The organism is Enterococcus canis NBRC 100695, assembly GCF_001544375.1.
Taxonomy (GTDB): domain Bacteria; phylum Bacillota; class Bacilli; order Lactobacillales; family Enterococcaceae; genus Enterococcus_H; species Enterococcus_H canis.
Genome location: NZ_BCQJ01000001.1, coordinates 634,247 through 659,157, shown reverse-complemented (window position 1 = coordinate 659,157; position 24,911 = coordinate 634,247). Strand labels below are relative to the sequence as shown.

Below are 24,911 nucleotides of genomic sequence, written 5' to 3'. Positions count from 1 at the left end.
GGAGTCAGCTGGATAATCCATAAATAGAGGGGTGATTGCAAAACTATCTACATAAGTTTGAAACGGAATCCTGTTATCATAGCCGTTTTGCTTTAAGCCGGTAAAAATTCTTCCTTAGTGGCGTTGATGTTTAATTCCACATGAGCCGTTTTTAGTAGCTGAAAAAGTTCTTGGATATAGTCGGATTTTCCTGAAAAGCTAATAATGTAGGACTTCTCCGGCGGTACATCTTTTAACAGATAGGTGGAAGTGGCAATATAAAAATCACAGTTTTTTTGCTCGGTACTCGCCAGGACAAAGCTATCGGTGTAATTGAGATTTTCCAAAAAGTCCTGAATCTCATGCAGCAGTAGAAAGTTAGGAATGGCAATGATTCCTACGGTTAACTTCTTTTGTCGCTTTGATAGCTCAAACTGTGGCAAAAGGATAAAAGTACAGAGAAAAGTTAAATCATCTAATTTATCTTCTAGCCAGTCATAGTCCGTTTCCTGAATCCGTTTATGTAAGTAATCTGAAACGTAATGATGCAATACGGGATAAAGGGACGTCTTATTTTCCATTTGACTACGCATAAATGCGGAAATCATGGGCAAGCGATAGCTGCTAAATCGCTGATTGTAAAAGGCAATAAACAGATTGGCCTCCAGTAAACGCCGGGCATCTTGATCAATAGGTGAAAAGACCAAACGTCCGGTAATATCTTTGACCATCTCGCGAATCAATTGAGTCAGACCTAGTGGGTTTATAGCCAAAGTGGCTTCTACATAATCAAGCCGCGGATCATCCTTCAAATAGTAGTTCGGCCAGTAAAATGCCAAATAGGCCAAGTAGGTTAACTCATCTTTTTTCTGCTGAGGACTAACATAGTAATCAGCCATCAACGTTTCATAAGGGTCCTTTAGCTGGGGTAAGGTCAGGCCTTCAAAGTCAAAGTGACGAATAAAATGACCTTGTTGCTGCCGTAAAAAGCCAATCGTTAAGCGTAGTCGCCATTCTTGCGGATTCACAGGGGTAATATAGGTATTCCAGCGCTCATCCCGCTGCAATTTGTCCGCAATTGAGATATGTGCAAACACATCTTCACCGTAACTGCCAAACCAGATGAAATTGAAATAGACTAGGCGCAGCGTTTGTTCCTCACCTTGCAGCTTCAATTGAGAACGGTTGAGCTTGATTCCTAGTGTCGCTAAATAATCAGCTAAAGGGCGCAATTTACGTGCCATAGACGAACGGCTGGTAAAATTTTGTTCGAAAAAATCTTGTAGCGTAATCTCAGGATCAATTAACGAAGTTAAAAGAAAACGATACGGAATCCCATCACGAATCAAATACTGTTGATACGCGTTATAATCAAAAATATGTTCCGTTATTTCAAACTTCCCCTCCACATCTCTTAAAGAAGTTGAGTTCATCTTTTCCATATCTTGATCAATCTCGTCCAATAAACTCTGAAGGCGGGCATAGGAGCATTCCAATGTTTCACAAAGAGTGGCAAGGTTAAGGATAGAGCTTTGCAACGTCGAAAAATGAGCGTAAATCTTTAGTTTTGTTTGACCAACTTCATCTAACATCAATAATTCTAACATCCTACCACCTCCAAGCATTTTCATCCATTATACAATTGAACGTACGTTATTTAAAATAAAACTCATTGTTTTTTCATTTTCAGTTGGATATTTTGTGCATTCTGAAACTTTTTGAAATAGCGGCTCTTCCATGCTATACTAACCTAGTTGAAATTTGCCTATTAATAAGGAGAAAACCATGAATAATCCACACTTACACGAACAAGTCGATAGTCGCCGCACCTTTGCGATTATTTCCCACCCGGATGCGGGGAAAACGACAATTACTGAACAATTACTATTATTTGGAGGCGCGATTCGCCAAGCCGGAACCGTTAAAGGGAAAAAGACCGGCAATTTTGCCAAGTCTGACTGGATGGAAATTGAAAAACAACGGGGAATTTCCGTTACCAGTTCTGTTATGCAGTTTGATTATGATGATAAACGCGTAAACATTTTGGATACCCCTGGACATGAGGACTTCTCGGAAGATACCTACCGTACATTGATGGCGGTGGATAGTGCCGTGATGGTCATCGACAGCGCCAAAGGGATCGAAGCGCAAACGAAAAAACTTTTCCAAGTTGTAAAAAAACGCGGTATCCCAATTTTCACGTTTATCAATAAATTGGACCGTGATGGCCGTGAACCATTGGAATTGTTAGAAGAATTAGAAGAGCTGTTAAACATTGAATCTTATCCTATGAACTGGCCGATTGGGATGGGGAAAGGTTTAGCGGGCCTGTATGATATCTACAATAAACGCGTCGAAATCTATCGTCCAGAAAATGGCGAGCGATTCCTGCCGCTAACAGATGGCGATATCGAAGCTAGCCACCCATTGCATAGCGATAGTGTCTACCAACAAGTGTTAGAAGAAGTCGAATTGCTGCAAGAAGCCGGCGATGAATTTGATACCGAAAAAATTGCTCGCGGCGACCAAACACCGGTCTTCTTTGGCTCAGCTTTGACCAACTTTGGGGTACAGACATTCTTGGAAACCTTCTTACAGTTTGCGCCGAAACCGCATGCTCATCATACCCAAGAAGATAGTGCCGTTAGCCCATATGAAGAAGAATTCTCAGGCTTTGTCTTTAAAATCCAAGCCAACATGAACCCTGCTCACCGTGACCGGATTGCCTTTGTTCGGGTCTGCTCAGGGACCTTTGAACGCGGCATGGATGTCACCTTGGAACGAACTGGCAAGAAAATGAAACTCAGCAATGTGACGCAGTTTATGGCGGATACACGGGAAAACGTGCAGGAAGCTGTGGCGGGTGACATTATTGGGGTTTATGATACCGGAAACTACCAAATTGGCGATACCTTGTATGAAGGCAAGTTGAAAGTCGCTTATGAAGAATTGCCGTCCTTTACACCGGAATTATTTATGAAAGTGACTGCTAAAAACGTCATGAAACAAAAATCTTTCCATAAAGGAATCTATCAATTGGTACAAGAAGGCGCGATTCAGTTGTACAAGACTTACCTAACGGATGATTATATCATCGGAGCAGTCGGACAATTGCAGTTTGAAGTCTTCCAGTACCGCATGATGAATGAATACAATGCCGAAGTGATTATGAGCCCAATGGGACACAAGATTGCTCGTTGGATCGACCCAGAACAACTGGATGAGCGCATGAGCTCTAGTCGGAATATCTTGGCGAAAGACCGCTTTGACCAACCTTTGTTCTTATTTGAAAATCAATTTGCGATGCGCTGGTTTGCGGATAAATATCCGGATGTGGAATTGAAGAGCTTGATGTAAGAGACATTTTAAAACCTACTTGCTGATTTCCATCGTAAGAATTGAGCGATAAAATGAGTGATAACGAGAATGTTTTTTCATAAACGTGATTTTAATAGAATTTTCAGACAAACAAAAAAACTCCGACTGATTTTTTGAAATCGGTCGGAGTTTTAGTTTACATATGAAATACTACTCAGTGCCTACAGCCCCGTCAATGTTTCCTCGAACACTGTGGAAAAAGCCAGAAGCTGTGACTGTAATCACTTTATCAACTGAAATTTCTAGTTCTTGGAGGAAATAAGGTTTTGTTATACATCGAACTTCTGAGTCGGTCAGCTCTAAAACAAGTGGCTGGAAATCACCATAGGTTTGTGTGGGACTTAGCAGAACAACTAGTCCTTCTTCATTGGTTAAAAGTGATAATTCTTCTGGAAATTCAATCTTCCAGTCAAAAAGTAAGGTTTCAGTTTTCATAAGATACCTCCGTTAGCTTCCAAATTAGTTTTAAACAAGTATAGATAACTTCCAACAAGCAGAGAACAAGTCAATTTCCGTTAATTATTCCAATTGAATACGCAGCTCCATCACTTTCACCATCATTCAAGATCTCGACTCTAATCGTTTTATTGATTGAAACCGTAAGACGTTGGATAAAATCTGGATTACTTTGACAGGCGATTTTCTTTTCGCTTAATGAAAAAACAAAGGATTGAATATTGCCAAACATTTTTTGAGTATCCATTAAGGCAATTATACCGTCTTCGTTGTGTAAAAGGGTCAAGGATTCAGGGTATTCAATTTTCCAGCCAAACATCAATTCTGTCGTTTTCATTTTATGACCTCCCAAAAGGATTTGTTAAGGTTATTGTAGCATGTAAGGTGAGTAAAAAGGGGCATATAAAACGTTATTTATTTACGATTTACAGGGAAAAATAAGTAGATGAAAGAAGCAATCAAAACGACCATCGTTATATACAGCGATGGTCGTTTACGTTACTGTTTCGCCCAGCCATTTCCGTGTCCTGGTGAATAATTGGCTGCTTCGGCATCTGTAATTAATTGGAAGTTGTTTGGTCGTTTCACTTGTCCGTAGGTTTTGCCACTATCGACTTTCAAGTATTTATAGCCAGCTGGAGCTTGATACCACTCACCAACTTGACTTGGCGCAGGGGCTTGACTTGCAGCTTGCTGCGTTTCTTTCGCTGCATCCTTTTCTGCTTGCTGCTGTGCTTCTTTCTCGGCGGCTTGCCGGGCTTTTTCTTTTTCAGCCGCTTTACGTTCCGCCTCTGCTGCTGCTTTTTCCTGGCGATCCTTGCTCTTATCAGATAAACTTCGATATTGTGTATTTAGGAGGTCATATTGCTTGCCCAAGTCACCTGGCGCGTAAGAATGCATTTTCAATGCAACTTCGGTATCTTTGATTCGCTGATTCAATTCCTTTTTCTCATCAGCGGTGAGGTCGCCCTTGGATGAAAGATTTTTAGTATCACTTAGGAGATTCTTCGCTTTAGATTCATACTTTTTAAAATCCGTCTGGATGGTTTCTTGCTTTTCAGTTAATTCTGCTAAAAGTTGAGATGCTTGCGTTTCTCGGCTATGAACTGCCGCTAAACTGTCTGCATTTTTGAAATAGGTCCCAAGAATTTTGCGGGTTTCAGCTAATTTCTCTTTATCAGCCTTAAGTAAATAGCTTTTTTTACTTAATTTTTCTATATCCTGGTCAAGTTGTTTAAGTGAGCTAACCGTCGCAGTTAAGTCTGCTTGATTTTCTTTCATATCACGATTAAGTGCGGTAGCGCGTTCGGTCAATTCACGAATAGGGGCAACTTTTTTACTGTTTTGTAGCTCAGTGACATCTTGTTTCAGCACTGTTAACTTGCTTTTATCCTCTTTTTCTGTAAAAGGTTTTTGACTCAGTTCCGTCAACCCATTCACAGTTTTCTCCAGCTCAGAATATTCTGTGTGTGCTGTGGCGGCCTCTGTTTGAGCAATCCGTGTTTTTACTTGCTGAATCAGCCTTTTTTCCTTCTGAATTTTGTTCGTCAAGGAACGGCGCGTGGCTCTTTTCTCAATTTTTTGGATCTCATTTTGCTCATTTGCTAATTTTGTTTTATCAGCGCTTGAAATAAATTCAGAATGGCTCAATTGCGTAATGGTCTGTTCTTGCTTATCTTGTTCGTCATAGACTTTTTGATAGGCGGTAGCATCTGCACCTGTTGCCAGGGTTCCCGCAGTTACGAAAGCTAAGACAACTCCAATCAAATCACGGCGAAATCTCATAGGAATGCTCCTTTCTATAGTAGGTCTTGTTTGCGAGTATCGATGGTTTCCCGATACCATGCTAGCGAAATTTTAAGATCATTTTCCAGTTCAGAATGATCTAATAAATAGTTGTAGTATTCTTTGATTTCCGTAATGACCTCTTGTAAATGTGCTGTGGCCCGAGCATCATTTGCAGGATTTTCGTCCTTAAGGGCTTTGAAAAGCTGATCAGATTCTCCGCCAAAATAGTTTTTCAATTGATAGTCAATAAAGAAGACCAATTCACGATTTTCCAGTACATCAGGATCGTATTCCTCTAAATAATCTTTCAATAACGAAAAATTTTTACTAGTAGTTTGCAGTCTTCTTGAATAGAAAAGTACTAAGGCCATCGCCACCATAAAAATAAGAAAAGGGGAGATGCGGATAAGATCTAATGACGAAATTATACTCGCCACAATAATAGCCAGCGCTGAAAGTAGAACCAAACGCAGAGGGTATTTCTTCTGCTTTTCATACAGAGATTGGATATAACGAAATTCACTCATAAATTTTTCTCCTAATTCATGTCATTTATACATTATTATATCGTATTTTTAGGCAATTACTCAAAGATTGTGAAGAGATAAGCTAGTGGCTGGGAGTAGGGCAAATAAAAAAGAGACAAAATCCTACGACTTTGTCTCTCTGGGCTATTCAGCTACTACTGGTTTATGAATTGGTATCGAGATTTCAACAACGCCATCCATGCGAATGATGGAGATTTCGGATTTTTCGTAGATATCATTGGGTGTGCGTTTTAGGAAGTAACCTAGTGATTCAGTGATTTCGACTTCTTTGATGTTGCGTGCCTTATTCACTAGGAGGATTTCGTGGTGAGTAGGTGCTTGAGTATAAATGACGGTCGTTTTGCCGATCGTATAAACTTTAACTAAATGGGCGTCAGTATTCGCTAATTGGCTATAAACCAGACGTGAATGACTGTTAGTCACATTTACAAATTTCATAGATTTCACCTCACTATATAATCTTTTCTTTAATTATAATTATTTTTTAACGAAATAGAAAGAATTTTGTATCGAAATGTTATCTAATGACGTAAAAAAATCCCATGATTCAACAATCATGGGATTTTGTCGTACTATTCGTTTATTTCCGGTGCTTCATCTGTGTTATCAGCAGGCTCTGTGGATGCTTCCTTAGAAGATTCAACAGGCTTTGCGGTTACGACGATTTTATCATCTTCTAACACAGCGGATAATTCATGAACTTCAGGATGATCTAAATAGTATTCAGCAATACCATCTTCGATTTGTTCTTGGATTGTCCGGCGTAGTGGGCGAGCCCCCATAGCTGGATTGTAGCCAAGATCCACCAGTTTTTCTTTCACGGATTCGTCAACCGTAATGTGGATGTGTTGGTCTTCCAACATATGGTTAACATCATCTAACATTAAGCCAACGATTTCCATCAAGTTTTCTTTGCTTAACGCACTGAATTCTACGATACCATCGAAACGATTTAAGAATTCTGGGGCAAAGAAGTTACCTAATTGTCCTAAGACCGAACGCGTTTTGCCATCACGAGCTGCGCCAAAACCAACATTGGCTTCGACAGCGCCGGTACCGGCATTACTTGTCATAATAATGATAGTATCTTTAAAGCTGACTGTCCGTCCTTGAGCGTCGGTTAAGCGACCATCATCCAAGATTTGTAAGAACATATGCAAGACATCTGGATGTGCTTTTTCGATTTCGTCTAACAAAATCAAGCTATATGGATTGCGGCGAACTTTTTCAGTTAATTGACCAGCTTCATCATAGCCGACATAACCTGGAGGAGAACCAATCAGTTTAGAAACACTGTGTTTTTCCATGTATTCACTCATGTCAAAACGAACCATCGCGTCATCTGAACCAAACAATTCAAAGGCTAGTTGTTTAGCTAGTTCGGTTTTACCGACCCCAGTAGGTCCAACAAAGAGGAAGGAACCAATTGGACGGTCTTTCTTCGCCAAACCGACCCGGTTACGACGAATAGCTTTTGCCACTTTGTCGATGGCTTCATCTTGTCCAATAACGTGAGCCTTCAAGTCAGGGGCCAAGTTTTTCAATTGTGTTTGTTCCTTTTCTTTCAATTCACCGACAGGGATACCAGTCCGTTGTTCCACGATTTCTTCCATAGCTTGTTCGTTAATCACCGGAGTATCTTCGTCGCTGATTTGTTTTTCTTTCAATACGTTCAATTTGTTGATTTGATCGCGGTAATAAGCCGCTTTTTCAAAGTCTTCTTCAGCAGAAGCTTGTTGTTTTTGCTTTTCAGCATCCGCTAATTTTTGTTCAATGACTTTTGGATCCACCATTTGAATCGTTAAGTTCATTTTTGAACCAGCTTCATCCAACAAGTCGATGGCTTTGTCTGGTAAAAAGCGGTCTTGGATATAGCGGTTAGAAAGAGTAGCGGCTGCTTTGATGGCAGCATCGGTATATTTCACATGGTGGTAATCTTCGTAGCGTTTTTGAAGACCTTTTAAAATAGTAATGGTTTCATCTACGCTTGGTTCATCTACTCGTACTGGTTGCATCCGACGTTCTAAAGCCGCATCTTTTTCAATGACCCGGTACTCATTTAAAGTGGTTGCGCCTACCATTTGGAGTTCACCACGAGCTAATGCTGGTTTTAAGATATTGCCGGCATCCATGTTACCGTCGCCAGCCGCGCCAGCGCCCACGATTTCGTGCACTTCATCAATAAAGAGAATCACGTCATCGCGCTCTTTGATTTCTTCGATTAATTTTTGCATCCGTTCTTCAAATTGACCGCGAATTCCTGTACCTTGTACAAGGGAAACCACGTCAAGACGAATGACTTCTTTATCTAATAGCTTTTGTGGCACGTCGCCGTCCACAATTTTTTGAGCCAGTCCTTCTACTACAGCAGTTTTACCGACACCAGGTTCCCCAATAAGTACGGGATTGTTTTTAGTCCGACGATTTAAGATTTCAATCACACGTTTAATTTCATCATCGCGACCAACGACTGGATCGATGTCGCCTTTGCGGGCTGCTTCGGTGATATTAAAACCAAATTCATCCAGTAAGCCGCCGCCTTGGCCGCCACCGCGAGGAGGTTGACCACCGTTGAAGTTATTACCGCCACCGAATTGAGTAGGTGGTGTTTGATTATATGGATCTTGTTGTCCTTGGTCCATTTGTTGAGACATGGAACGGAACAGATCATCTAAGGTACCGAAACCAAATGGATCTTGCGCCATTTGCGGCCCGTTGTTATTGCTTGCAGCTTTCAGTTTTTGATAGCAGCTTTGGCAGTAATCCAGCTGCTTGCGTTGTCCATTGACGTTTGTGTATAAGTGAATCGTTGCTTCATTTTTTCCACAATTTTGACAAAGCATAGTGTCACGTCCTTTCGCATAAGTAAAAAGGTCAAAGAAATGATTGACCATTACTGACCTTTGACTTCATTATAGCATGTTTGCATGGAGAATCAAGTAATTCAACTTGACCACGAGACTAGCAAGAGCCAGTCATGAGGATGAAACTAGCGCATTTTGAAATTTTAGCTATAATATAGGAAGAAAGTGGGGGATGAGATGTTCGAAAATCCTTATGAACAAAAATTGGCGGACTTACGTTCTGGTGCTATCACGGAATTGACCGTCAGTCAGGCGGACTTTTTGACCTTTCGCGAAGTCTGGCGCAAGATGGAAGATCGCATGGATTTTGTCGGAGAAGCGGGACTAAACGGGACCGTCATTTACCGCTACGCTGGCAAGATGGAATGAAAAGCAAATTTTCAATAACTTTTCATTTTTATCCTGCGTTTCTTTAGGGCAAAAAGAGTAAAAGTTGTTGTAAGAAAACGGAAAAAATGGTAATCTTGTTAGGTGAAAGGGCCTTTTTCGAGAATTCGGAAACCCCTAACAATAACAACTTTATTGACGAAGGAGACAGATCAATATGGAAAAGAAAGAATTTCACGTAGTAGCAGAAACAGGGATCCACGCACGTCCAGCTACACTATTAGTACAAACAGCAAGCAAATTTAACTCTGATATCAACTTGGAGTATAAAGGCAAATCTGTAAACTTAAAATCAATCATGGGCGTTATGTCTCTTGGCGTTGGCCAAGGTTCTGACGTAACAATCTCTGCTGAAGGTACTGACGAAGCAGACGCAATGGCAGCAATCGTTGAAACAATGAAGAAAGAAGGATTGTCTGAATAATGGTTGAAATGCTAAAAGGGATTGCCGCAAGTGATGGCGTTGCTGTCGCGAAAGCTTACCTGCTAGTTCAACCCGACTTATCCTTCCAAAAAGTATCTGTTGAAGATACTGCAGCCGAAGAAGCTCGTTTAGATGCTGCTCTTGCAGAATCTACCACAGAATTACAAGCTATCCGGGAAAAAGCAGCGCAAAGCCTAGGTGAAGAAGAAGCACAAGTCTTCGATGCCCATCTAATGGTATTGTCAGATCCAGAAATGGTCGGACAAATCAAAGATCAAATCAAAAACTCAAAAGTAAATGCTGAAGCTGCTTTGAAAGACGTAACGGATATGTTTATCGGCATGTTTGAAGCAATGGATGACAATCCATACATGCAAGAACGTGCGGCAGACATTCGCGACGTTGCGAAGCGTGTTTTAGCGCACTTACTTGGTGTGACATTACCTAACCCATCTATGATCAATGAAGAAGTTGTCGTAGTCGCTCATGACTTGACACCATCTGATACGGCTCAATTAGACCGTACTTATGTAAAAGCTTTCGTAACTGACATTGGTGGTCGGACTTCACACAGTGCTATCATGGCACGTTCTCTTGAAATTCCTGCTATCGTAGGAACGAAAGAAATCACGTCTAAAGTTAAAGCTGGGGATATTCTAGCAGTCAATGGTATCGATGGCGATGTTTACATCGACCCAACGGATGCTCAAAAAGCAGAAGTTGAAAAAATTGGTGCAGACTACGCTGCTCAAAAAGCAGAATGGAATAAACTAAAAGAAGCTGAAACTGTTTCCGCTGACGGCAAACACGTTGAATTATCTGCAAACATTGGAACACCAAAAGATTTAGATGGTGTTCACAACAATGGCGCAGAAGGAATCGGCTTGTACCGGACTGAGTTCTTGTACATGGACGCTCCTGACTTCCCATCTGAGGATGATCAATTCAACGCCTATAAAACGGTTCTTGAAGGTATGGGTGATAAACCTGTCGTTGTTCGGACAATGGACATCGGTGGCGATAAAGAATTGCCTTACTTGAAATTACCTCATGAAATGAATCCTTTCTTAGGCTACCGCGCATTGCGTATCAGCCTATCTGAACTTGGCGATGGTATGTTCCGTACGCAATTACGTGCTTTGTTGCGCGCATCTGTACACGGCAACTTGCGCATTATGTTCCCAATGGTTGCGACCTTGAAGGAATTCCGCGCTGCTAAAGCGAAGTTTGACGAAGAAAAACAAAAATTGATCAGTGAAGGCGTAAAAGTCTCTGATACAATTCAAGTAGGGATCATGATCGAAATTCCAGCTGCTGCTGTATTAGCAGATAAGTTTGCGAAAGAAGTAGACTTCTTCTCAGTTGGAACAAACGATTTGATTCAATACACAATGGCAGCTGACCGTATGAATGAACAAGTTTCTTACTTGTACCAACCATACAACCCATCAATTTTGCGTTTGATTAAAAACGTAATCGACGCAGCACACAAAGAAGGCAAATGGGCCGGCATGTGTGGCGAAATGGCTGGGGATCAAACTGCTATCCCATTACTACTTGGTATGGGCTTAGACGAATTTTCAATGAGTGCTACTAGCATCTTGAAATCTCGCAGCTTGATCAAACGTTTGGATACTAAGAAAATGGCTGAACTTGCTGACCGCGCATTGAACGAATGCGACACGATGGAAGAAGTTGTTGAATTAGTAAACGAATATACAAAATAAGTAAAACGAAGCCTCCGTTCTTAATTGAGCGGAGGCTTTTTTGATGTATTTTTTTCAAAGTTATTATGCTGAATAGAAGAGTTACACTCATACTAGTAACAATCTAATAGCGATGGCTTCAAAAAAAGTCCTGATGAGAGCATAACACCTCATCAGGACTTTTTGAATATTATCGTTGATAAACTTGGTTACCTCTAAGATAGCTTGTTTCAACTGGCGTTTCTCTTGAAACAAATTCTGCGGAACAATCTGCCGCAGTCAAGATGAAAGTCGCCTCATCGTTCAAATTAGGCCAGCTGCGTTGCCCATTTTGATCAAGGGTGGTGATGTGGTCGGTAATCAAGCCTAAGCTTTGTGTTAGTTCTTCTTGCGTGCTTACACTAAAAATTTCGAGGTAGCGAACCAGCTTTTGTTGCAAGGAGCCGTCACCTAATGTTGACCAACTGTCATAGACATTGTCACAACCAATATGAACCTGCACGCCATACGCTTGTAATTCCCGCAGTGGCGGAATAGTTCCTAATGACAAGGGGATGCTGGAAATAATATGGATATTATTTTCGGCTAAGGCTTGAAAAACTTGCTTGCGTTCGGCGCCAGTAAAATCATTTAAACCAAAGGCGTGACTGATGGCGACTTGCCCTTGCCAGCCATATTCCTCTGTCAGGCGGATGATTTCTTTAATAGTCTCGCGGCCAGCTGTTTCTCGGTTATGAAGATGAATATCAATGCCAGCTTGATATTTTTTCGCTAGGTCAAAGGTCTTTTTCAAGGTAGTTTGATAGTCACCATCCAAGGTATAAGGGTCAACGCCACCAATTAATTGGGCACCAGCTTTTAAAGCGGCTTCCACTAGAGATTCAGAGTTAGAACGGAGAAAACCATGTTGAGGGAAAGCCACAAATTCTACGTCATAAGGAGCATCAGCCACTAACTGTTGAATTGCCTTCAAGTAGCGTAGCTCGGTAGCCGGTTCAATATCAATATGGGAACGGAAGCGAGTGACACCATGCGTTAGTTCGGCATCAATTAAATTTTGAGCCCGTTCTTCAATTGAAAGTGGTAGCGCATCGAGGGCCGGAATCTCTTGTTCAAAACGTTCCACGATGGAACTAGCAGGAGCCACGGGTTGCCAAGGACTACCTAGTTTACTTTTATCTAAATGACAATGCTTTTCGACGATTCCTGGCAGTAATAGGGCACCATGACCGTCAACTACTGGAAGTTCATCCGCTTGCCACTCGTTCATGGGGATAATTTCTTTAAAAAGCCCTGCTTCGATCCGTAAGGCAACTAAGGCTGTCTGGGTCCCGTAAGCCCAATCATCTTGATACAAATAACCCGTTTCCATTTTGACATTTGTTAACCAATAATTCATGTGAATCGCTCCTTTAATTTAGTGAAACTAGGTAGATGGATTAGTTGTTTAAAAAAAATAGTTAAAGATTGCCGCATTTTACTTATTATAGCCGAATAATTAAATAGAGACGAATAGCAATGATTTTCCCCAAAATTTTTTGCGCTTTTTAAGCTTCCTTTATGCTAGCCTCAGTATGCTTGTTCTTGTGAAGGAGGAGAGCTTGATGAAATTAAAGTCTACTTTTCAACGGCGAGAAACAAAATACATTCTAGCGATGTGGGAATACGATGCCTTGCGTCTGGGACTACTGCCTTATATGCAGGAAGATGAATATGGGCTTCATACGATTTTGTCCCTCTATTGTGATACGACGGACTACCAGCTAATCCAACGTTCGATTGATAAACCCAAATACAAAGAAAAATTTCGGGTCCGTAGTTATGGGGTCCCCACAGACGATTCGCTGACATTTTTGGAAATCAAAAAGAAATTTCAAAAGGTGGTTTATAAAAGGCGCTTGGCTTTACCCTGCGAAGAGACAGCCGATTATTTACGCCATCCGCGGTTGTTACCCTTTAGTACACCCAAAGAAAATCAACTGATGCAAGAAATTCATTGGTTATATGGTCGGCAGCAGTTAGCGCCGAAAGTCTTGATTGCATATGATCGTCGTGCGTTGTATTCAACAGAACCAGCTTTGGCCGATTTTCGGGTCACTTTTGATTTTGCGATTCGCTATCGCCGGGAGCAACTTGATTTAAGGTCCGGCGATTTAGGTGAATTAGTTGCCCCAGAAGTCGAGGTGCTGATGGAGGTCAAGGCGTTAGGAGCCTATCCGTTATGGTTTAGTCATTTACTGACGCAGCTAGGACTGGTGAAATCGTCCTTTTCAAAATATGCCCAAGTATATCAGCGCCATATTTTACCAACTTTACAAATGGAGGGAACACGTCATGTTAAACAGTTTACTAACCGACAATCTGACCATCACGAACTTGTTAATTTGTACCTTTAGTTCGATTCTTTTAGGCTTGGTGGTGGCCTTTACTCACATGTACCGCAATGTCTACACCAAAAGCTTTGTGATTACCTTGGCGGTATTGCCAGTTTTAGTTCAATTAGTGATCATGCTGGTGAATGGAAATTTAGGAACAGGTATGGCTGTTTTAGGGGCTTTTAGCTTGATCCGCTTCCGTTCTGTAGCCGGTGGGGCCCGTGAAATCACCAGTATTTTTTGGTCCATGGGGGTCGGTTTGGCAACAGGTATGGGCTATATTGGCTATGTGGTGATTTTTTCAGCAATCACGGGATTGCTCTTGGTGATTTTACAGACGGTACCTTTTGGGGAGCATAATCGTGTCGCGGAACGGGACGTTAAGATTACGATTCCTGAAGATTTAGATTATCCTGGGCTTTTTGATGACTTGTTTCAGCGTTATACCTATCAGTTCACAATGGAAGCGGTTCGGACCACTAACATGGGTTCCCTTTATGAGTTGCGCTACCGGATTCTGCTGAAGGATGTAGCAGCCGAAAAACGACTACTGGACGAACTAAGGGTCCGTAATGGTAATTTGCCGATTCAGTCAGGCAAAGTAGCCACGAATAAAGATGAATTATAAGTATAGAGGTGAGAAGGATGAAAAAACGATATGTAATGAGTGGTCTTTTGACGCTATTGCTAATGGCAGGTTGCCAGCAAGCAGGGACCACCAGTGTTGATAGCAGTGCAGCGGGCGCAGCCAATAGTACCGCAAATAGCGCCACCAGTACCAGTGCCGCAGCAGCAACTCAGACCACCAATGCTAGTACCAAAACGAAATATGGTCAATATGCGGAGAGTGATTATGATACGAATGAAACAGGAACGACAATCCAGCTGGCAACGGATAGTGCCGAAATCGATGGGTCAGGTGCGACTTTTAAGGAGAATACGTTAACCATCACTCAGGCAGGCACTTACGTTTTAAGTGGTGAGTTGAAGGGCCAGGTGGTTGTGAAGGGAACCAATAAAGATGCTGTTCATCTCGTGCTTAAGGGTGTGACGATTACTAATGACCAAGGTCCGGCTATCAATGTGGAACAAGCCGATAAGGTAACGCTAACCTTAAGTGACGGGACTGAGAATACCGTCAGTGATGGCAGTGATTATCAGTTGGCGACTGGTGAGGATGAGCCGGATGCCACTATTTTCAGCAAAGATGACCTCACCATCAATGGCTCCGGCAGCTTGGTGGTAACAGGAAATTACAGCAATGGAATTCGCGGCAAGGATGACGTGGTAATCGTCAGCGGGACTATCAGTGTGACCGCTAAAAATAACGCCATTAAAGCCAAAGATGGCCTGTCGATTGCCGGAGGCACCTTCACGTTGAAAACCACTGAAGGCGATGGCTTGCAGACGAGTAATACTGAAGAGACGGACAAAGGCTGGTTAGCAATTGATGGTGGCACGTTTACTATCGAGGCTGGGCGCGATGCGGTTCAAGCCGCCACAGCTTTAAAGATTCAAACCGGCAAATTCACCTTAAAAACCGCAGACGGCGCTGAGAGCAGCGTTAACAGTGAAGAAAGCTATAAGGGCCTAAAGGCGGGGACAAGTGTTCAAGTTGATGATGGAACTTTTGACATCAATAGTGCGGATGATGGAGTTCATAGTAATGGCACTATCACAATTGACGGCGGGCAGTGGCAGATTGCTACAGGAGACGATGGTGTTCATGCCGATACTGACTTGGTTTTGAATGGTGGTCAAATGACTATCAGCAAATCATACGAAGGATTAGAGGGTTCAACTATTACCTTTAATGATGGCACCTTTGATGTGACGGCTGACGATGATGGCGTTAACGCTGGTGGTGGCAGCGATACAACGACGGACACAGGAAGCTTTGGTGAAGATACCTTTGGCGGTCCGGGTGGAGCACCTGGGGGCCCTGGTGGCGGAGATCAGGCAGATGATAGTAAAGAAATCATCATAAATGGTGGTACCTTGTTGGTTCATGCTGAGGGCGATGGTTTGGACAGCAATGGCAATATCACCATGACTGCTGGTACTGTCTTTGTGGATGGACCTAGTCGCGGCGGTAATGGGTCTTTAGATTACAACGGCACCTTTGACCAAAATGGTGGTGTCTTGCTTGCTACGGGGACTGCCGATATGGCTCAAGCTACTAGCGAGACTTCGCAACAAAAAGGGCTGGCTGTTTATCTAGATAGTAGTCAAGATAAGACGCTCCAAGTCACGGCTGGTGAAACAACTTATTCCGTGAAGCCAACGAAAGCCTATCAGTTTATCTTTGTTTCAGTACCGGAAATGCAAGCAGCTAACGACGTAACATTAGCTGTTGGTGGAACGGTTAAAGAAACGGGTATCGTCACCGGCGCAGTAACGGACAGTCAAAAGCTGGGGACCTATACGTTAGACAATACGATCACTCAAGTCGACCAAAGTGGGAACGCAGTTAGCGGCAACCAAATGAGCGGTATGGGTGGCTTTAGATAAACCGCAAAAAGGGCAGCAGGCGACTGTGCCCTTTTTGGCTTGTTCGTGGCAATTTCAGCGATTGTTCTTTACAATGAAGAAGAGGTGAGCGACATGACAAAAATATTATTAATAGAAGACGATCACGTCTTGTCCGATAGTATCAAAGATGTTTTGAAATCCTTAGGCGAAGTGAGCCAACAATTTGATGGGGAAGAAGGACTTTTTGAGGCTAGTTCTGGTTTGTATGATTTGATTGTGCTGGACCTGATGCTGCCGACCTTACGTGGCGAAGAAGTTTTAAAACAGTTGCGTCAGCAGGAAATTTATACGCCGGTTCTGATTTTAACAGCCAAAGATAGCTTTGATGACAAACTTAATGGTTTTCGCAATGGGGCCGACGATTATGTGACGAAACCCTTTCATCGTGAAGAGCTGCTAGTTCGCAGCCAAGCCCTTTTACGCCGAAGCCTTGGTTATACAGTAGAAAACCAATTAACAATAGGCGCACTAGTAGCCCAGCCCGAACAACATATCATTACCTTTCAGCAGCAAGAAATCCCTCTGCAGGGCAAAGAGTTCGACCTGTTACTTTATTTAATGCAAAATGCCCAACATATTTTGACCAAGGACCAATTGTTTGACCGGATTTGGGGTTTTCAATCCGATACCACCTTGACTGTCGTAGAAGTTTACATGAGTAATCTGCGTAAAAGGTTGAAACCTTTTGGCATTGATAAATGGATTACCACCATCCGCAATGTCGGCTATCTCTTTAAATCGGAGGTAACCAATGATTGAAGAACAAGTTAAACGGCAACAGCGTCACTATTTTTTAAATACCTTGATTGCTTTTGGCGTGATTTTTTTAGTCTTAGGGGTCATTGTTTTTCAATTGGTACAAACGTCAATTTACCGTTCCACCGATCAAGAATTAAGTCGGGTTGCCACAGATCAGAATTTTTTACTGGCTGAGGCGAATCACACCACACCACCAGCGGCGGGCGAGCGGGGACCTAGGCCTAATCAGTTTCAGCAACAGATTCTATTGTGGAAAGGTGGACAAATCATCAATCAAAATGACTTAGGCTCACGAATCGATGATTTCAGCCATATCAACTTATCAACGCAAGATTTGGACAAAGTAACCACGTTACAAGTCAAGGACCGGAATCAACAGACGTTGCAGTTTCGCAGTATTACCGTGAAAAGTCCCACAGCGGCGGCTGATTACATTCAAATTTTGATCAATACCGATCCTATCGTAGCCACAATTCAAAGTTTTCAGCGCATTTTGATTATTTGTATGGTGATTTTTGCGATTCTTTCGGTTTTCTTAAGCTATTTTTTATCAAAACGCTTTATGCGACCGTTGCTGACCTCAATGCGGCAACAGCAACAATTTATCGAAAATGCTTCCCACGAATTGCGGACACCGTTGACGATTATTCAGGCAAAGCTAGAAAAGCTGTTTACGCGCCCAGATCATACGATTTTGGAAGAATCAGAAGATGTCGCCTTGGCCTTAAATGAAGTCAGCCGCTTGAGCCAATTAACCAATGACTTATTAACCTTGGCACGTTCGGATAATCCGCAATGGCAGCTGCACAAGCAACCGGTTCAAATGGCTGCTTTATTGACGAAAATCGTAACCCCTTATCAGGAATTGGCTGAAGCGGAGGAAAAGCAGCTACTAATGACGGCAGATGATTTTCAAGTAAGTGTCGATCCAGAGCGGCTGCAGGAATTATTGGTCATCTTGATTGACAACGCCTTAAAGTTTACTCAAGCGGGCGAAAAGATTACGGTTACTGCAAAAAAGGAACATCATCACTGGCAACTAGTTGTGGCAGACACCGGCAAGGGTATTTCTGCTGAAGAACGGGAGCGAATCTTTGAACGCTTTTACCGCGAGGATGCTGCCCGTGGTCGCGGTGGATATGGGATTGGTCTGTCAATCGCTGAGCGGATCATTACCGCGCATAAAGGGACCGTGCAAGTTGTAGATAATCAACCAAAGGGGACTCGTTTTGTGATGCAGTTTCCTTTGAAAAGCTGAGGAAAGAATTCCATAACATGACGTACGGTTGACAACGGCTAACGATATTGTCACATAGTGTATTTTCCATGCGATACGAAACGTTTATGCTATAATTAGACTAGAAGTTCAGACTAAAGTTTGAGGGGAAATCAACTTTCCTATGCTATAATTCTGGAAGAAAGGAGCGGTTTGATGAAAGTTTTACTATATTTTGAGGGTGAAAAAATCTTGGCAAAATCTGGCGTAGGCAGAGCTTTGGATCATCAGAAGCGGGCTTTGACGGAGATGGGCATCGAGTATACCACTGACCCAGAAGCAACAGATTATGATATTCTCCATATCAATACGTATGGAATCAATAGTCATGCCATGGTGAAAAAAGCACGCAAAATGGGGAAAAAGGTCATCTATCATGCTCATTCCACAGAAGAGGATTTCAGAAATTCCTTTGTGGGGTCCAATACGATCTCACCATTAGTCAAAAAATATCTTGTGAGTCTTTATAGTAAGGCAGATCATTTGATCACGCCAACTGAATACTCTAAAAAGCTACTAGAAGGTTACGGTCTGACTGTTCCTATCAGTGCAATTTCAAATGGGATTGATTTGGAGAAATTCAAACCAAACGCTGAAAAGGAAGCAGCTTTTAGGGAACATTTTCAAGTGCGTCCTGGCGAAAAAGTAATTATTTGCGTAGGGCTCTACTTTGAACGAAAAGGGATTTTTGATTTTGTTGAAATTGCCAAAGCATACCCGGAAATCCGGTTTATCTGGTTTGGTCATACGCCAATGTACTCTATCCCTAAGGAAGTCCGCGATTTAGTGAAAGAGGATCATCCGGCTAACGTGGAATTTCCTGGTTACATTAAAGGTGAAGTGCTAGAAGGCGCCTTTTCCGCAGCAGACTTATTTTTCTTCCCTTCCTATGAGGAGACTGAAGGCATCGTCATTTTAGAAGCCTTGGCCTCTCATCAACAAATTTTAGTCCGTGATATTCCGGTCTATGAAGGTTGGTTGGAAGCTGGCGTTAACTGTTATATGGGCACCAATAACATTGAATTTATGGAAGCCATTGAGGGCATTTTAAATCAGCAATTACCAAATACAGGCACAGCGGGCTATGACACCGCCTGCCAGCGTAGTATTACGAAAGTTGGTCATGCGTTACAAGATGTGTATGAAAAAGTACTGGCAGAAGCACCGCTCGTTACTGAAAGCTAACGTTGCATCAAGGAGGATAAAAAGGTGAAAATTGGTTTTTTTACAGATACTTACTTCCCCCAGGTCAGCGGGGTCGCGACATCCATTAAAACATTGAAAGAAGAACTGGAAAAGAAGGGACATGAAGTCTATATCTTTACCACGACTGATCCCAATGCCGAAAATTTTGAAGAAGACATCATTCGTATGCCTAGCGTCCCTTTCGTTTCCTTTAAGGATCGACGGATTGTTGTTCGGGGTATGTTGTATGCGTACTTGATTGCCAAAGAGCTAGAATTAGATTTGATTCATACTCATACGGAGTTTGGTGCGGGCATTTTAGGCAAAATGGTGGCTAAAAAGTTAGATATTCCCGTGATTCATACGTACCATACAATGTATGAAGATTATCTGCATTATATTGCCAAGGGCAAGGTCCTAAAACGGTCGCACGTCAAAGCCTTTTCCCGCTTATTCGTCAATCATACAACAGGGGCTGTTTGTCCCAGTGAACGAGTAATTGACGTGTTGCGAGATTATGGTGTTAAGGTTCCTATGCGCGTAATTCCAACGGGGATCGATATCGAGAAATTCAAACGGCCGGATATCACAAAGGCGATGATTCAAGATATGCGGGATAAACTAGCAATTGAGGACGATCAATTACTAATTCTTTCTTTGAGCCGCATCTCCTACGAAAAAAATATCCAAACGATTATTAAAGGCTTTCCTAAGGTTTTGGAGGCATTGCCGCAAGCACGTTTAGTTGTTGTAGGTAAAGGGCCTTATTTGGAAAAATTGCAAGAATTGACGGAAGAGTTAGGTATTCAGGAATTTGTCCAATTCACAGGTGAAGTACCAAATGATGAAGTCGCGATTTATTACAAAGCGGCCGATTACTTCGTCAGTGCTTCTACTTCTGAAACGCAAGGTTTGACCTATACTGAGGCGATGGCCGCCGGTACAAAATGTGTAGTAGAGGGCAATGCCTATTTGGATCGATTATTCGACCATCCTTCTTTAGGAATTACTTTTGAAACAGATGATGATTTTGCAGGAGCTTTGATTGAGTATGTTAAAGACAACGTGCCAGCAGATGATCAAATTTTACAGACCAAGCTTTATGATATTTCTTCAACTCATTTTGGTGAGTCTATGATGGATTTTTATGAAGATATCGAGGAGTATTACAGCGAACGAGCTTTGGAAAAAGAAGCCAAAATCAACATGGAAAAGATTCGTGTGAAGTTCGCTGCCCTTAGAAAATAAGCAATTTTTCAAGTCAAACCCACAAAATCAGGTATACTGGTTTTGTGGGTTTTTATTTTACTAATAGAAACAAGCCGCAGGTCGGCAAAGGAGGAAGCAAATTTGGAAAAAATTGGATTTATTGGCACCGGTGTGATGGGAAAGGCCATCTGTGGGCATTTGTTGAAGGCGGGCTATGAACTTTTTGTTTACAATCGAACGAAAGAAAAAACAGCGGACTTAGTTGCGCAGGGAGCGATTTGGTGTGATACCCCCACCGAAGTTGCCAGACAAGCGGAGGTCATCTTTACCATGGTGGGCTTTCCCGCAGATGTTGAAGCGGTCTATTTTGGTGAAACGGGCATCTTTCAAGCACCACTTGCAGGTAAGATTTTAGTCGATTTGACCACGAGTACACCGACTTTAGCCGCTAAAATTGCCGAAAAGGCCGCTCTACAAGAAGCCAGCGCCTTGGACGCACCAGTTTCGGGTGGTGATATTGGCGCTAAAAATGGGACTTTAACGATTATGCTAGGGGGCGACGCCGTTGCCTATCAAGCGGTGCAACCAATTTTAGCACACTTTAGTAAACAAACTAGTCTCCATGGCGGTGCTGGCAAAGGCCAACATACCAAGATGGCAAATCAAATCATGATTGCGGGCACCATGACCGGCTTGACGGAAATGCTGGTTTACGCGGCAAAGGCTGGTCTGGACCTGGAACAAACTATGACAACCTTAGGCGGCGGTGCTGCGGCTAACTTTTCTATGACCAGTTATGGTCCGCGTATTTTAGCGGAAGATTATTCACCAGGTTTCTTCGTGAAGCATTTTATCAAGGATTTAGGGATCGCTTTAGCGGAAGCGCAAAAAATGTCGCTGCAATTGCCTGGAACGGAGCTAGCCTACAACTTGTATCATCAATTGGCTGAAAAGGGCTATGAAAACGATGGCACCCAAGCTTTGATCAAGCTTTGGTGGCCAGCAGGACAGGTACCAAAGTCCGCTGAAAATTAAATAACCCTAAAAAGTAGAAAAAAAACTAAAAATTTCACGGTTTTTGAATGCAACAGTCACCTTGTTTTGATACAATAAAGCAGAAGTAGAGAGAAGGGGGCAAGAGAAGCCATGAAACACTCACAACTGGTGGCGATCATCCGTCGTTTAGAAGCGATGGCTGAAGCGACTGATAACGAAGTCCAAGTACGCCGTTTCGAACGCGAAGGCGAAGAAATGTGTATCGTTACTTATGACAAAACGACTGATACGTTTGAATTGACTGAGACTGCAACACATCAAAGCTATCAATTTGACAATATCGACTTAGTCGCAATGGAGATTTACGATTTGATTCAACAATAAAACCAAGAGAAGAAGCGCAAACAATGGATGCGTTTCTTCTCTTTTTTCGACTTTGTGAAAGAAAAAGCATCTTTTCCAGACTTATTAAGTGAAATGTAAGCGTTTTATGGTATAATACCTAAAAAGGAGGGAGTGCTGATGCGAGTCGTAGATCCACCGATTGATGTCTTGTTGCGTAAACTGAACGAAGATGCGTTTCCTTTAGAACAAATCAAAACTATGGGCTATATTTATCACGAAAAACTTAGCCATCCGCTCCTTTTGGAAAAATTAGGTCAGTTAGCTGTTACGTCAGATATTTTTCCCCGTTTGAAATGGTTGGAGGGTTTCTCCATTGCTGATTTTGCGCTATCACTGCTATATTGGCTGGATACCCCAGATTCCTTGAACATGTATCAACAGATTTTTCCGCATTTAGCGGAATCGCGCAAAGTGCGAGTCATGGACCTGATTTCCAGACGCGTATGTGATTTCTTGTAAATAAATACCTCCTAGCATCAAGTTAATTGATGGTAGGAGGTATTTTTGGTTAATTCGGCTTGCTCCAGATAACGGGCAATAATCAGACGATTGTCCAGCTCAGACAAAGGAATAAAGGTTTCTACCGGTGGCAGGGCGGTCTCGGCAAAGATAGCCACTGCAAAATCTTGATTTTTATGAAGAACCTTACCGGCAACAATTTTACCTTGATACACCAGAAAAACTTTTCGCCGCTCTTTATCCATCTTATCGTACAGATAACGAGGCTTCGGTTGTAAAATTTCTTGAATAGCATGGGATTGCTTGCGGAACCGGCGTAGGAGCTTTTTATCTTCCTCCAGTGCTTGCGCCCATTCAAAGGCTTGCTGCTGGATGGCCTGTTCCTGTTGGAAGGTGATGCGCTGTATCGCAGCATCGCTACCAGTTAAGACTTGGCGAATTTCAGTTTCGCGACTATCAGCTGAGAGCGGTGGTAACAGTGCCCTGCGTTTTTCATGAAGTGCTCGCGCCACAGGCATTTGCCAACGCTTGTCTGGTAAATCATAAAGATCATTCATGATGCGAATCCATTCGGGAATTTGCTTATACATGGCAAAAGGTCCAAAGGAATGCTGGTCAGGTGCCGCGGTAATCTGCAATTCTTCTAAAAATTGGATATAGTGATAGCGCTCCGCATAGTTCATCATCCGATTATAAGGTGGATGGAGTTTCGCAATCATTTGCTGTTCTAGCAGCAAGGCCTCTAATTCCGTATCCACTACCTGATAAGTAAAATCATGGATGTGAAAAATCATTCGCTGGTTTTTGCGGGATTGCGGGGTGGAGGGCAGAAAATAACTGATAACGCGCTTATTTAAGCGTTTGGCTTTACCGACATAAAGGATTTCGCCAGCTTTATCTCGCATAAAATAGACACCGGGACGGGCCGGCAGTTGATGTGCTTTTTCTTTTAAATTCATTTTTTTCACCAAGGGAAGTATAGTCGGAAATGCCGAAAAAAACAAGCACCGTCTCCCTAGGGACAGTGCTTGGATTGGCTAACAGGTCAATTCTTGGAACAATTTTTGAACAGTGGTCTTTTCTTGAAGACGATACGCATTGGCACCGGCGAAAACCAAGGCATGATTTGGGTCTTTCGTAACGGCGTTCAATAAAGTCTCTGAAATACAATAAGGAATCGTCTTACGGTCACAGTGTTTTAGCTGCAAACAATTCCGACATTTTTCAATTGGAATCCGCTCTTCTTGAATCCGTTGGGTAAAGTCGTTTTTGATAGCGCGTCCCGGCATGCCCACGGGACTCTTAATGATGGTAATATCTGCTTCTTGGGCATTGAGGTAGGCTTCTTTAAAGCTTTCCGGCGCGTCGCATTCTTCCGTGACTACAAAACGCGTCGCCATTTGGACACCGCCGCAGCCAAGATCTAAATAATGTTGGATATCTTCTTTGTTGTAGACGCCCCCCGCAAAGATCACAGGGATCTCTTGGCCAAATTCTGCACCAAATTTATTGACGGTTGCAATAATGGCTTTTAGTTCATCATCCATTCGGTCGATACTGACCTTCAACTCATCAGCCTTAAAGCCTAAGTGGCCGCCAGCTTTAGGTCCTTCTACCACGACAAAGTCGGCAGTACGGTCAAAGCGCTTTTTCCAAGTACCTAATAAGACTTTCGCGGCTTTATTAGAAGAAACGATCGGAGCAATTTTCGTTTTGCTACCGGCAACTAATTCCGGCAAGTTAATGGGTAAGCCTGCACCGGAAATAATCACATCCGCGCCCACTTCCACACAGCGTTTGACATAGCGGTCATATTGGAAACTAGCGGCCATGATATTGAAGCCAATCAAACCACCTTGCGCCAGCTCTTTGGCCCGGTCAAATTGTTTTTTGATGGCCGCCATATTTGCCCGTAGCGGTGATTTTTCAAAATCCGGCTCTTGGTAACCGATTTGTGCAGTAGATAAGATACCAATCCCGCCTTCACGGCCAACTGCCCCGGCAAGATTTGCCAAGCTGACGCCAATTCCCATGCCACCTTGAATGATAGGAACCTTGGCAACTAATTGATCAATGACTAAAGGTTTAAATGTCATAATAAAACTCCTTTGATAGGTGAGTTAGATAGTTTGAGTGTCAAACTATTTTTTAACTATAAGGTCCGTGATTTTGTTTGTCAAACAAA

At 42.5% G+C, this 24,911-nt stretch carries 24 protein-coding genes; 14 read left to right on the top strand and 10 right to left on the bottom strand.

The annotated features are described in order from the left end of the window. Positions 1-92: 92 nt before the first annotated feature. Positions 93-1,586: a helix-turn-helix domain-containing protein gene (locus tag ECA01S_RS03300; RefSeq protein WP_067390993.1), complete on the bottom strand. Its 1,494-nt coding sequence runs from the start codon at positions 1,584-1,586 to the stop codon at positions 93-95. Between the two features lie 178 nt (positions 1,587-1,764). Here ECA01S_RS03300 and ECA01S_RS03295 point away from each other — a divergent pair, with 178 nt between their 5' ends. Continuing rightward, the gene (locus ECA01S_RS03295) at positions 1,765-3,336 is read left to right on the top strand and encodes a peptide chain release factor 3 (protein WP_067390990.1); all 1,572 of its coding nucleotides are present in this window, start codon (positions 1,765-1,767) and stop codon (positions 3,334-3,336) included. A gap of 171 nt (positions 3,337-3,507) precedes the next feature. Here the strand turns inward: ECA01S_RS03295 and ECA01S_RS03290 are convergent, their stop codons facing one another. The 6 genes from ECA01S_RS03290 to ECA01S_RS03265 all read right to left on the bottom strand — a co-directional run bounded on the left by ECA01S_RS03290 (position 3,508) and on the right by ECA01S_RS03265 (position 8,992). Further along, positions 3,508-3,792 carry a hypothetical protein gene (locus ECA01S_RS03290; RefSeq protein ID WP_067390986.1) on the bottom strand — a complete coding sequence of 95 codons (285 nt, stop codon included), beginning with the start codon at positions 3,790-3,792 and terminating at the stop codon, positions 3,508-3,510. A 70-nt stretch (positions 3,793-3,862) separates the two neighbouring features. Then, on the bottom strand, positions 3,863-4,150 hold the full coding sequence (locus tag ECA01S_RS03285) for a hypothetical protein (RefSeq protein ID WP_067390983.1): 288 nt from the start codon (positions 4,148-4,150) through the stop codon (positions 3,863-3,865). A gap of 161 nt (positions 4,151-4,311) precedes the next feature. After that, positions 4,312-5,598 (bottom strand): hypothetical protein, encoded by a 1,287-nt coding sequence (locus ECA01S_RS03280; RefSeq protein WP_067390980.1) that lies wholly within the window; start codon positions 5,596-5,598, stop codon positions 4,312-4,314. A 14-nt stretch (positions 5,599-5,612) separates the two neighbouring features. After that, entirely contained in the window at positions 5,613-6,128 is a 516-nt protein-coding gene (locus ECA01S_RS03275) for a hypothetical protein (protein ID WP_067390977.1), read from the bottom strand. A 144-nt stretch (positions 6,129-6,272) separates the two neighbouring features. Further along, complete coding sequence (locus ECA01S_RS03270; RefSeq protein WP_067390974.1) at positions 6,273-6,587, bottom strand: DUF1827 family protein; 315 nt, start codon at positions 6,585-6,587, stop codon at positions 6,273-6,275. Between the two features lie 134 nt (positions 6,588-6,721). Continuing rightward, on the bottom strand, positions 6,722-8,992 hold the full coding sequence (locus ECA01S_RS03265) for an ATP-dependent Clp protease ATP-binding subunit (protein ID WP_067390971.1): 2,271 nt from the start codon (positions 8,990-8,992) through the stop codon (positions 6,722-6,724). Between the two features lie 198 nt (positions 8,993-9,190). Here ECA01S_RS03265 and ykzS point away from each other — a divergent pair, with 198 nt between their 5' ends. From ykzS to ptsP, 3 genes are all read left to right on the top strand, one after another. After that, positions 9,191-9,382 carry a protein YkzS gene (gene ykzS / locus ECA01S_RS03260; RefSeq protein WP_067390968.1) on the top strand — a complete coding sequence of 64 codons (192 nt, stop codon included), beginning with the start codon at positions 9,191-9,193 and terminating at the stop codon, positions 9,380-9,382. A gap of 175 nt (positions 9,383-9,557) precedes the next feature. Beyond that, positions 9,558-9,824 carry a phosphocarrier protein HPr gene (locus tag ECA01S_RS03255; protein WP_067390966.1) on the top strand — a complete coding sequence of 89 codons (267 nt, stop codon included), beginning with the start codon at positions 9,558-9,560 and terminating at the stop codon, positions 9,822-9,824. Then, on the top strand, positions 9,824-11,551 hold the full coding sequence (gene ptsP / locus ECA01S_RS03250; RefSeq protein ID WP_067390963.1) for a phosphoenolpyruvate--protein phosphotransferase: 1,728 nt from the start codon (positions 9,824-9,826) through the stop codon (positions 11,549-11,551). The genes ECA01S_RS03255 and ptsP overlap by 1 nt, the downstream gene beginning before the upstream one ends. Positions 11,552-11,720: 169 nt before the next feature. On the opposite strand, the gene ECA01S_RS03245 is transcribed toward ptsP, so the two are convergent. Next, positions 11,721-12,929 (bottom strand): amidohydrolase family protein, encoded by a 1,209-nt coding sequence (locus ECA01S_RS03245; protein WP_067390960.1) that lies wholly within the window; start codon positions 12,927-12,929, stop codon positions 11,721-11,723. Positions 12,930-13,134: 205 nt separating this feature from the next. Between ECA01S_RS03245 and ECA01S_RS03240 the strand changes: the two genes are divergently transcribed. The 10 genes from ECA01S_RS03240 (at position 13,135) to ECA01S_RS03195 (ending at position 22,726) form a co-directional block, all read left to right on the top strand. Continuing rightward, positions 13,135-13,926 (top strand): polyphosphate polymerase domain-containing protein, encoded by a 792-nt coding sequence (locus ECA01S_RS03240; RefSeq protein ID WP_067390957.1) that lies wholly within the window; start codon positions 13,135-13,137, stop codon positions 13,924-13,926. Then, positions 13,865-14,533 (top strand): DUF4956 domain-containing protein, encoded by a 669-nt coding sequence (locus ECA01S_RS03235; RefSeq protein ID WP_067390954.1) that lies wholly within the window; start codon positions 13,865-13,867, stop codon positions 14,531-14,533. The genes ECA01S_RS03240 and ECA01S_RS03235 overlap by 62 nt, the downstream gene beginning before the upstream one ends. A 17-nt stretch (positions 14,534-14,550) precedes the next feature. Then, positions 14,551-16,416, top strand: coding sequence for a carbohydrate-binding domain-containing protein (locus tag ECA01S_RS03230; RefSeq protein ID WP_067390951.1), 1,866 nt, complete (start codon positions 14,551-14,553; stop codon positions 16,414-16,416). Between the two features lie 93 nt (positions 16,417-16,509). Further along, complete coding sequence (locus ECA01S_RS03225; RefSeq protein WP_067390948.1) at positions 16,510-17,196, top strand: response regulator transcription factor; 687 nt, start codon at positions 16,510-16,512, stop codon at positions 17,194-17,196. Continuing rightward, the gene (locus ECA01S_RS03220; protein ID WP_067390946.1) at positions 17,189-18,454 is read left to right on the top strand and encodes a sensor histidine kinase; all 1,266 of its coding nucleotides are present in this window, start codon (positions 17,189-17,191) and stop codon (positions 18,452-18,454) included. Before ECA01S_RS03225 ends, ECA01S_RS03220 begins: the two co-directional genes overlap by 8 nt. A 174-nt stretch (positions 18,455-18,628) precedes the next feature. After that, a complete protein-coding gene (locus ECA01S_RS03215) occupies positions 18,629-19,657 on the top strand; it encodes an LTA glycolipid anchor biosynthesis glycosyltransferase, IagA/BgsA family (protein ID WP_067390943.1) in 1,029 nt (342 codons plus the stop codon). A gap of 24 nt (positions 19,658-19,681) precedes the next feature. Beyond that, positions 19,682-20,905, top strand: a complete 1,224-nt coding sequence (locus tag ECA01S_RS03210) for a glycosyltransferase family 4 protein (RefSeq protein WP_067390940.1) — start codon at positions 19,682-19,684, stop codon at positions 20,903-20,905. A gap of 102 nt (positions 20,906-21,007) precedes the next feature. Next, on the top strand, positions 21,008-21,901 hold the full coding sequence (locus ECA01S_RS03205; RefSeq protein ID WP_071858986.1) for an NAD(P)-dependent oxidoreductase: 894 nt from the start codon (positions 21,008-21,010) through the stop codon (positions 21,899-21,901). Between the two features lie 111 nt (positions 21,902-22,012). Continuing rightward, the gene (locus tag ECA01S_RS03200) at positions 22,013-22,246 is read left to right on the top strand and encodes a YkuJ family protein (protein WP_067390937.1); all 234 of its coding nucleotides are present in this window, start codon (positions 22,013-22,015) and stop codon (positions 22,244-22,246) included. 138 nt (positions 22,247-22,384) lie between these two features. Next, on the top strand, positions 22,385-22,726 hold the full coding sequence (locus ECA01S_RS03195) for a hypothetical protein (RefSeq protein ID WP_067390935.1): 342 nt from the start codon (positions 22,385-22,387) through the stop codon (positions 22,724-22,726). Between the two features lie 17 nt (positions 22,727-22,743). Here the strand turns inward: ECA01S_RS03195 and ECA01S_RS03190 are convergent, their stop codons facing one another. Together ECA01S_RS03190 and ECA01S_RS03185 are read right to left on the bottom strand one after the other, a co-directional pair. Beyond that, positions 22,744-23,685, bottom strand: coding sequence for a GIY-YIG nuclease family protein (locus tag ECA01S_RS03190; RefSeq protein WP_157490282.1), 942 nt, complete (start codon positions 23,683-23,685; stop codon positions 22,744-22,746). Between the two features lie 78 nt (positions 23,686-23,763). Next, positions 23,764-24,822, bottom strand: a complete 1,059-nt coding sequence (locus ECA01S_RS03185; RefSeq protein WP_067390929.1) for an NAD(P)H-dependent flavin oxidoreductase — start codon at positions 24,820-24,822, stop codon at positions 23,764-23,766. Positions 24,823-24,911 lie beyond the last annotated feature (89 nt).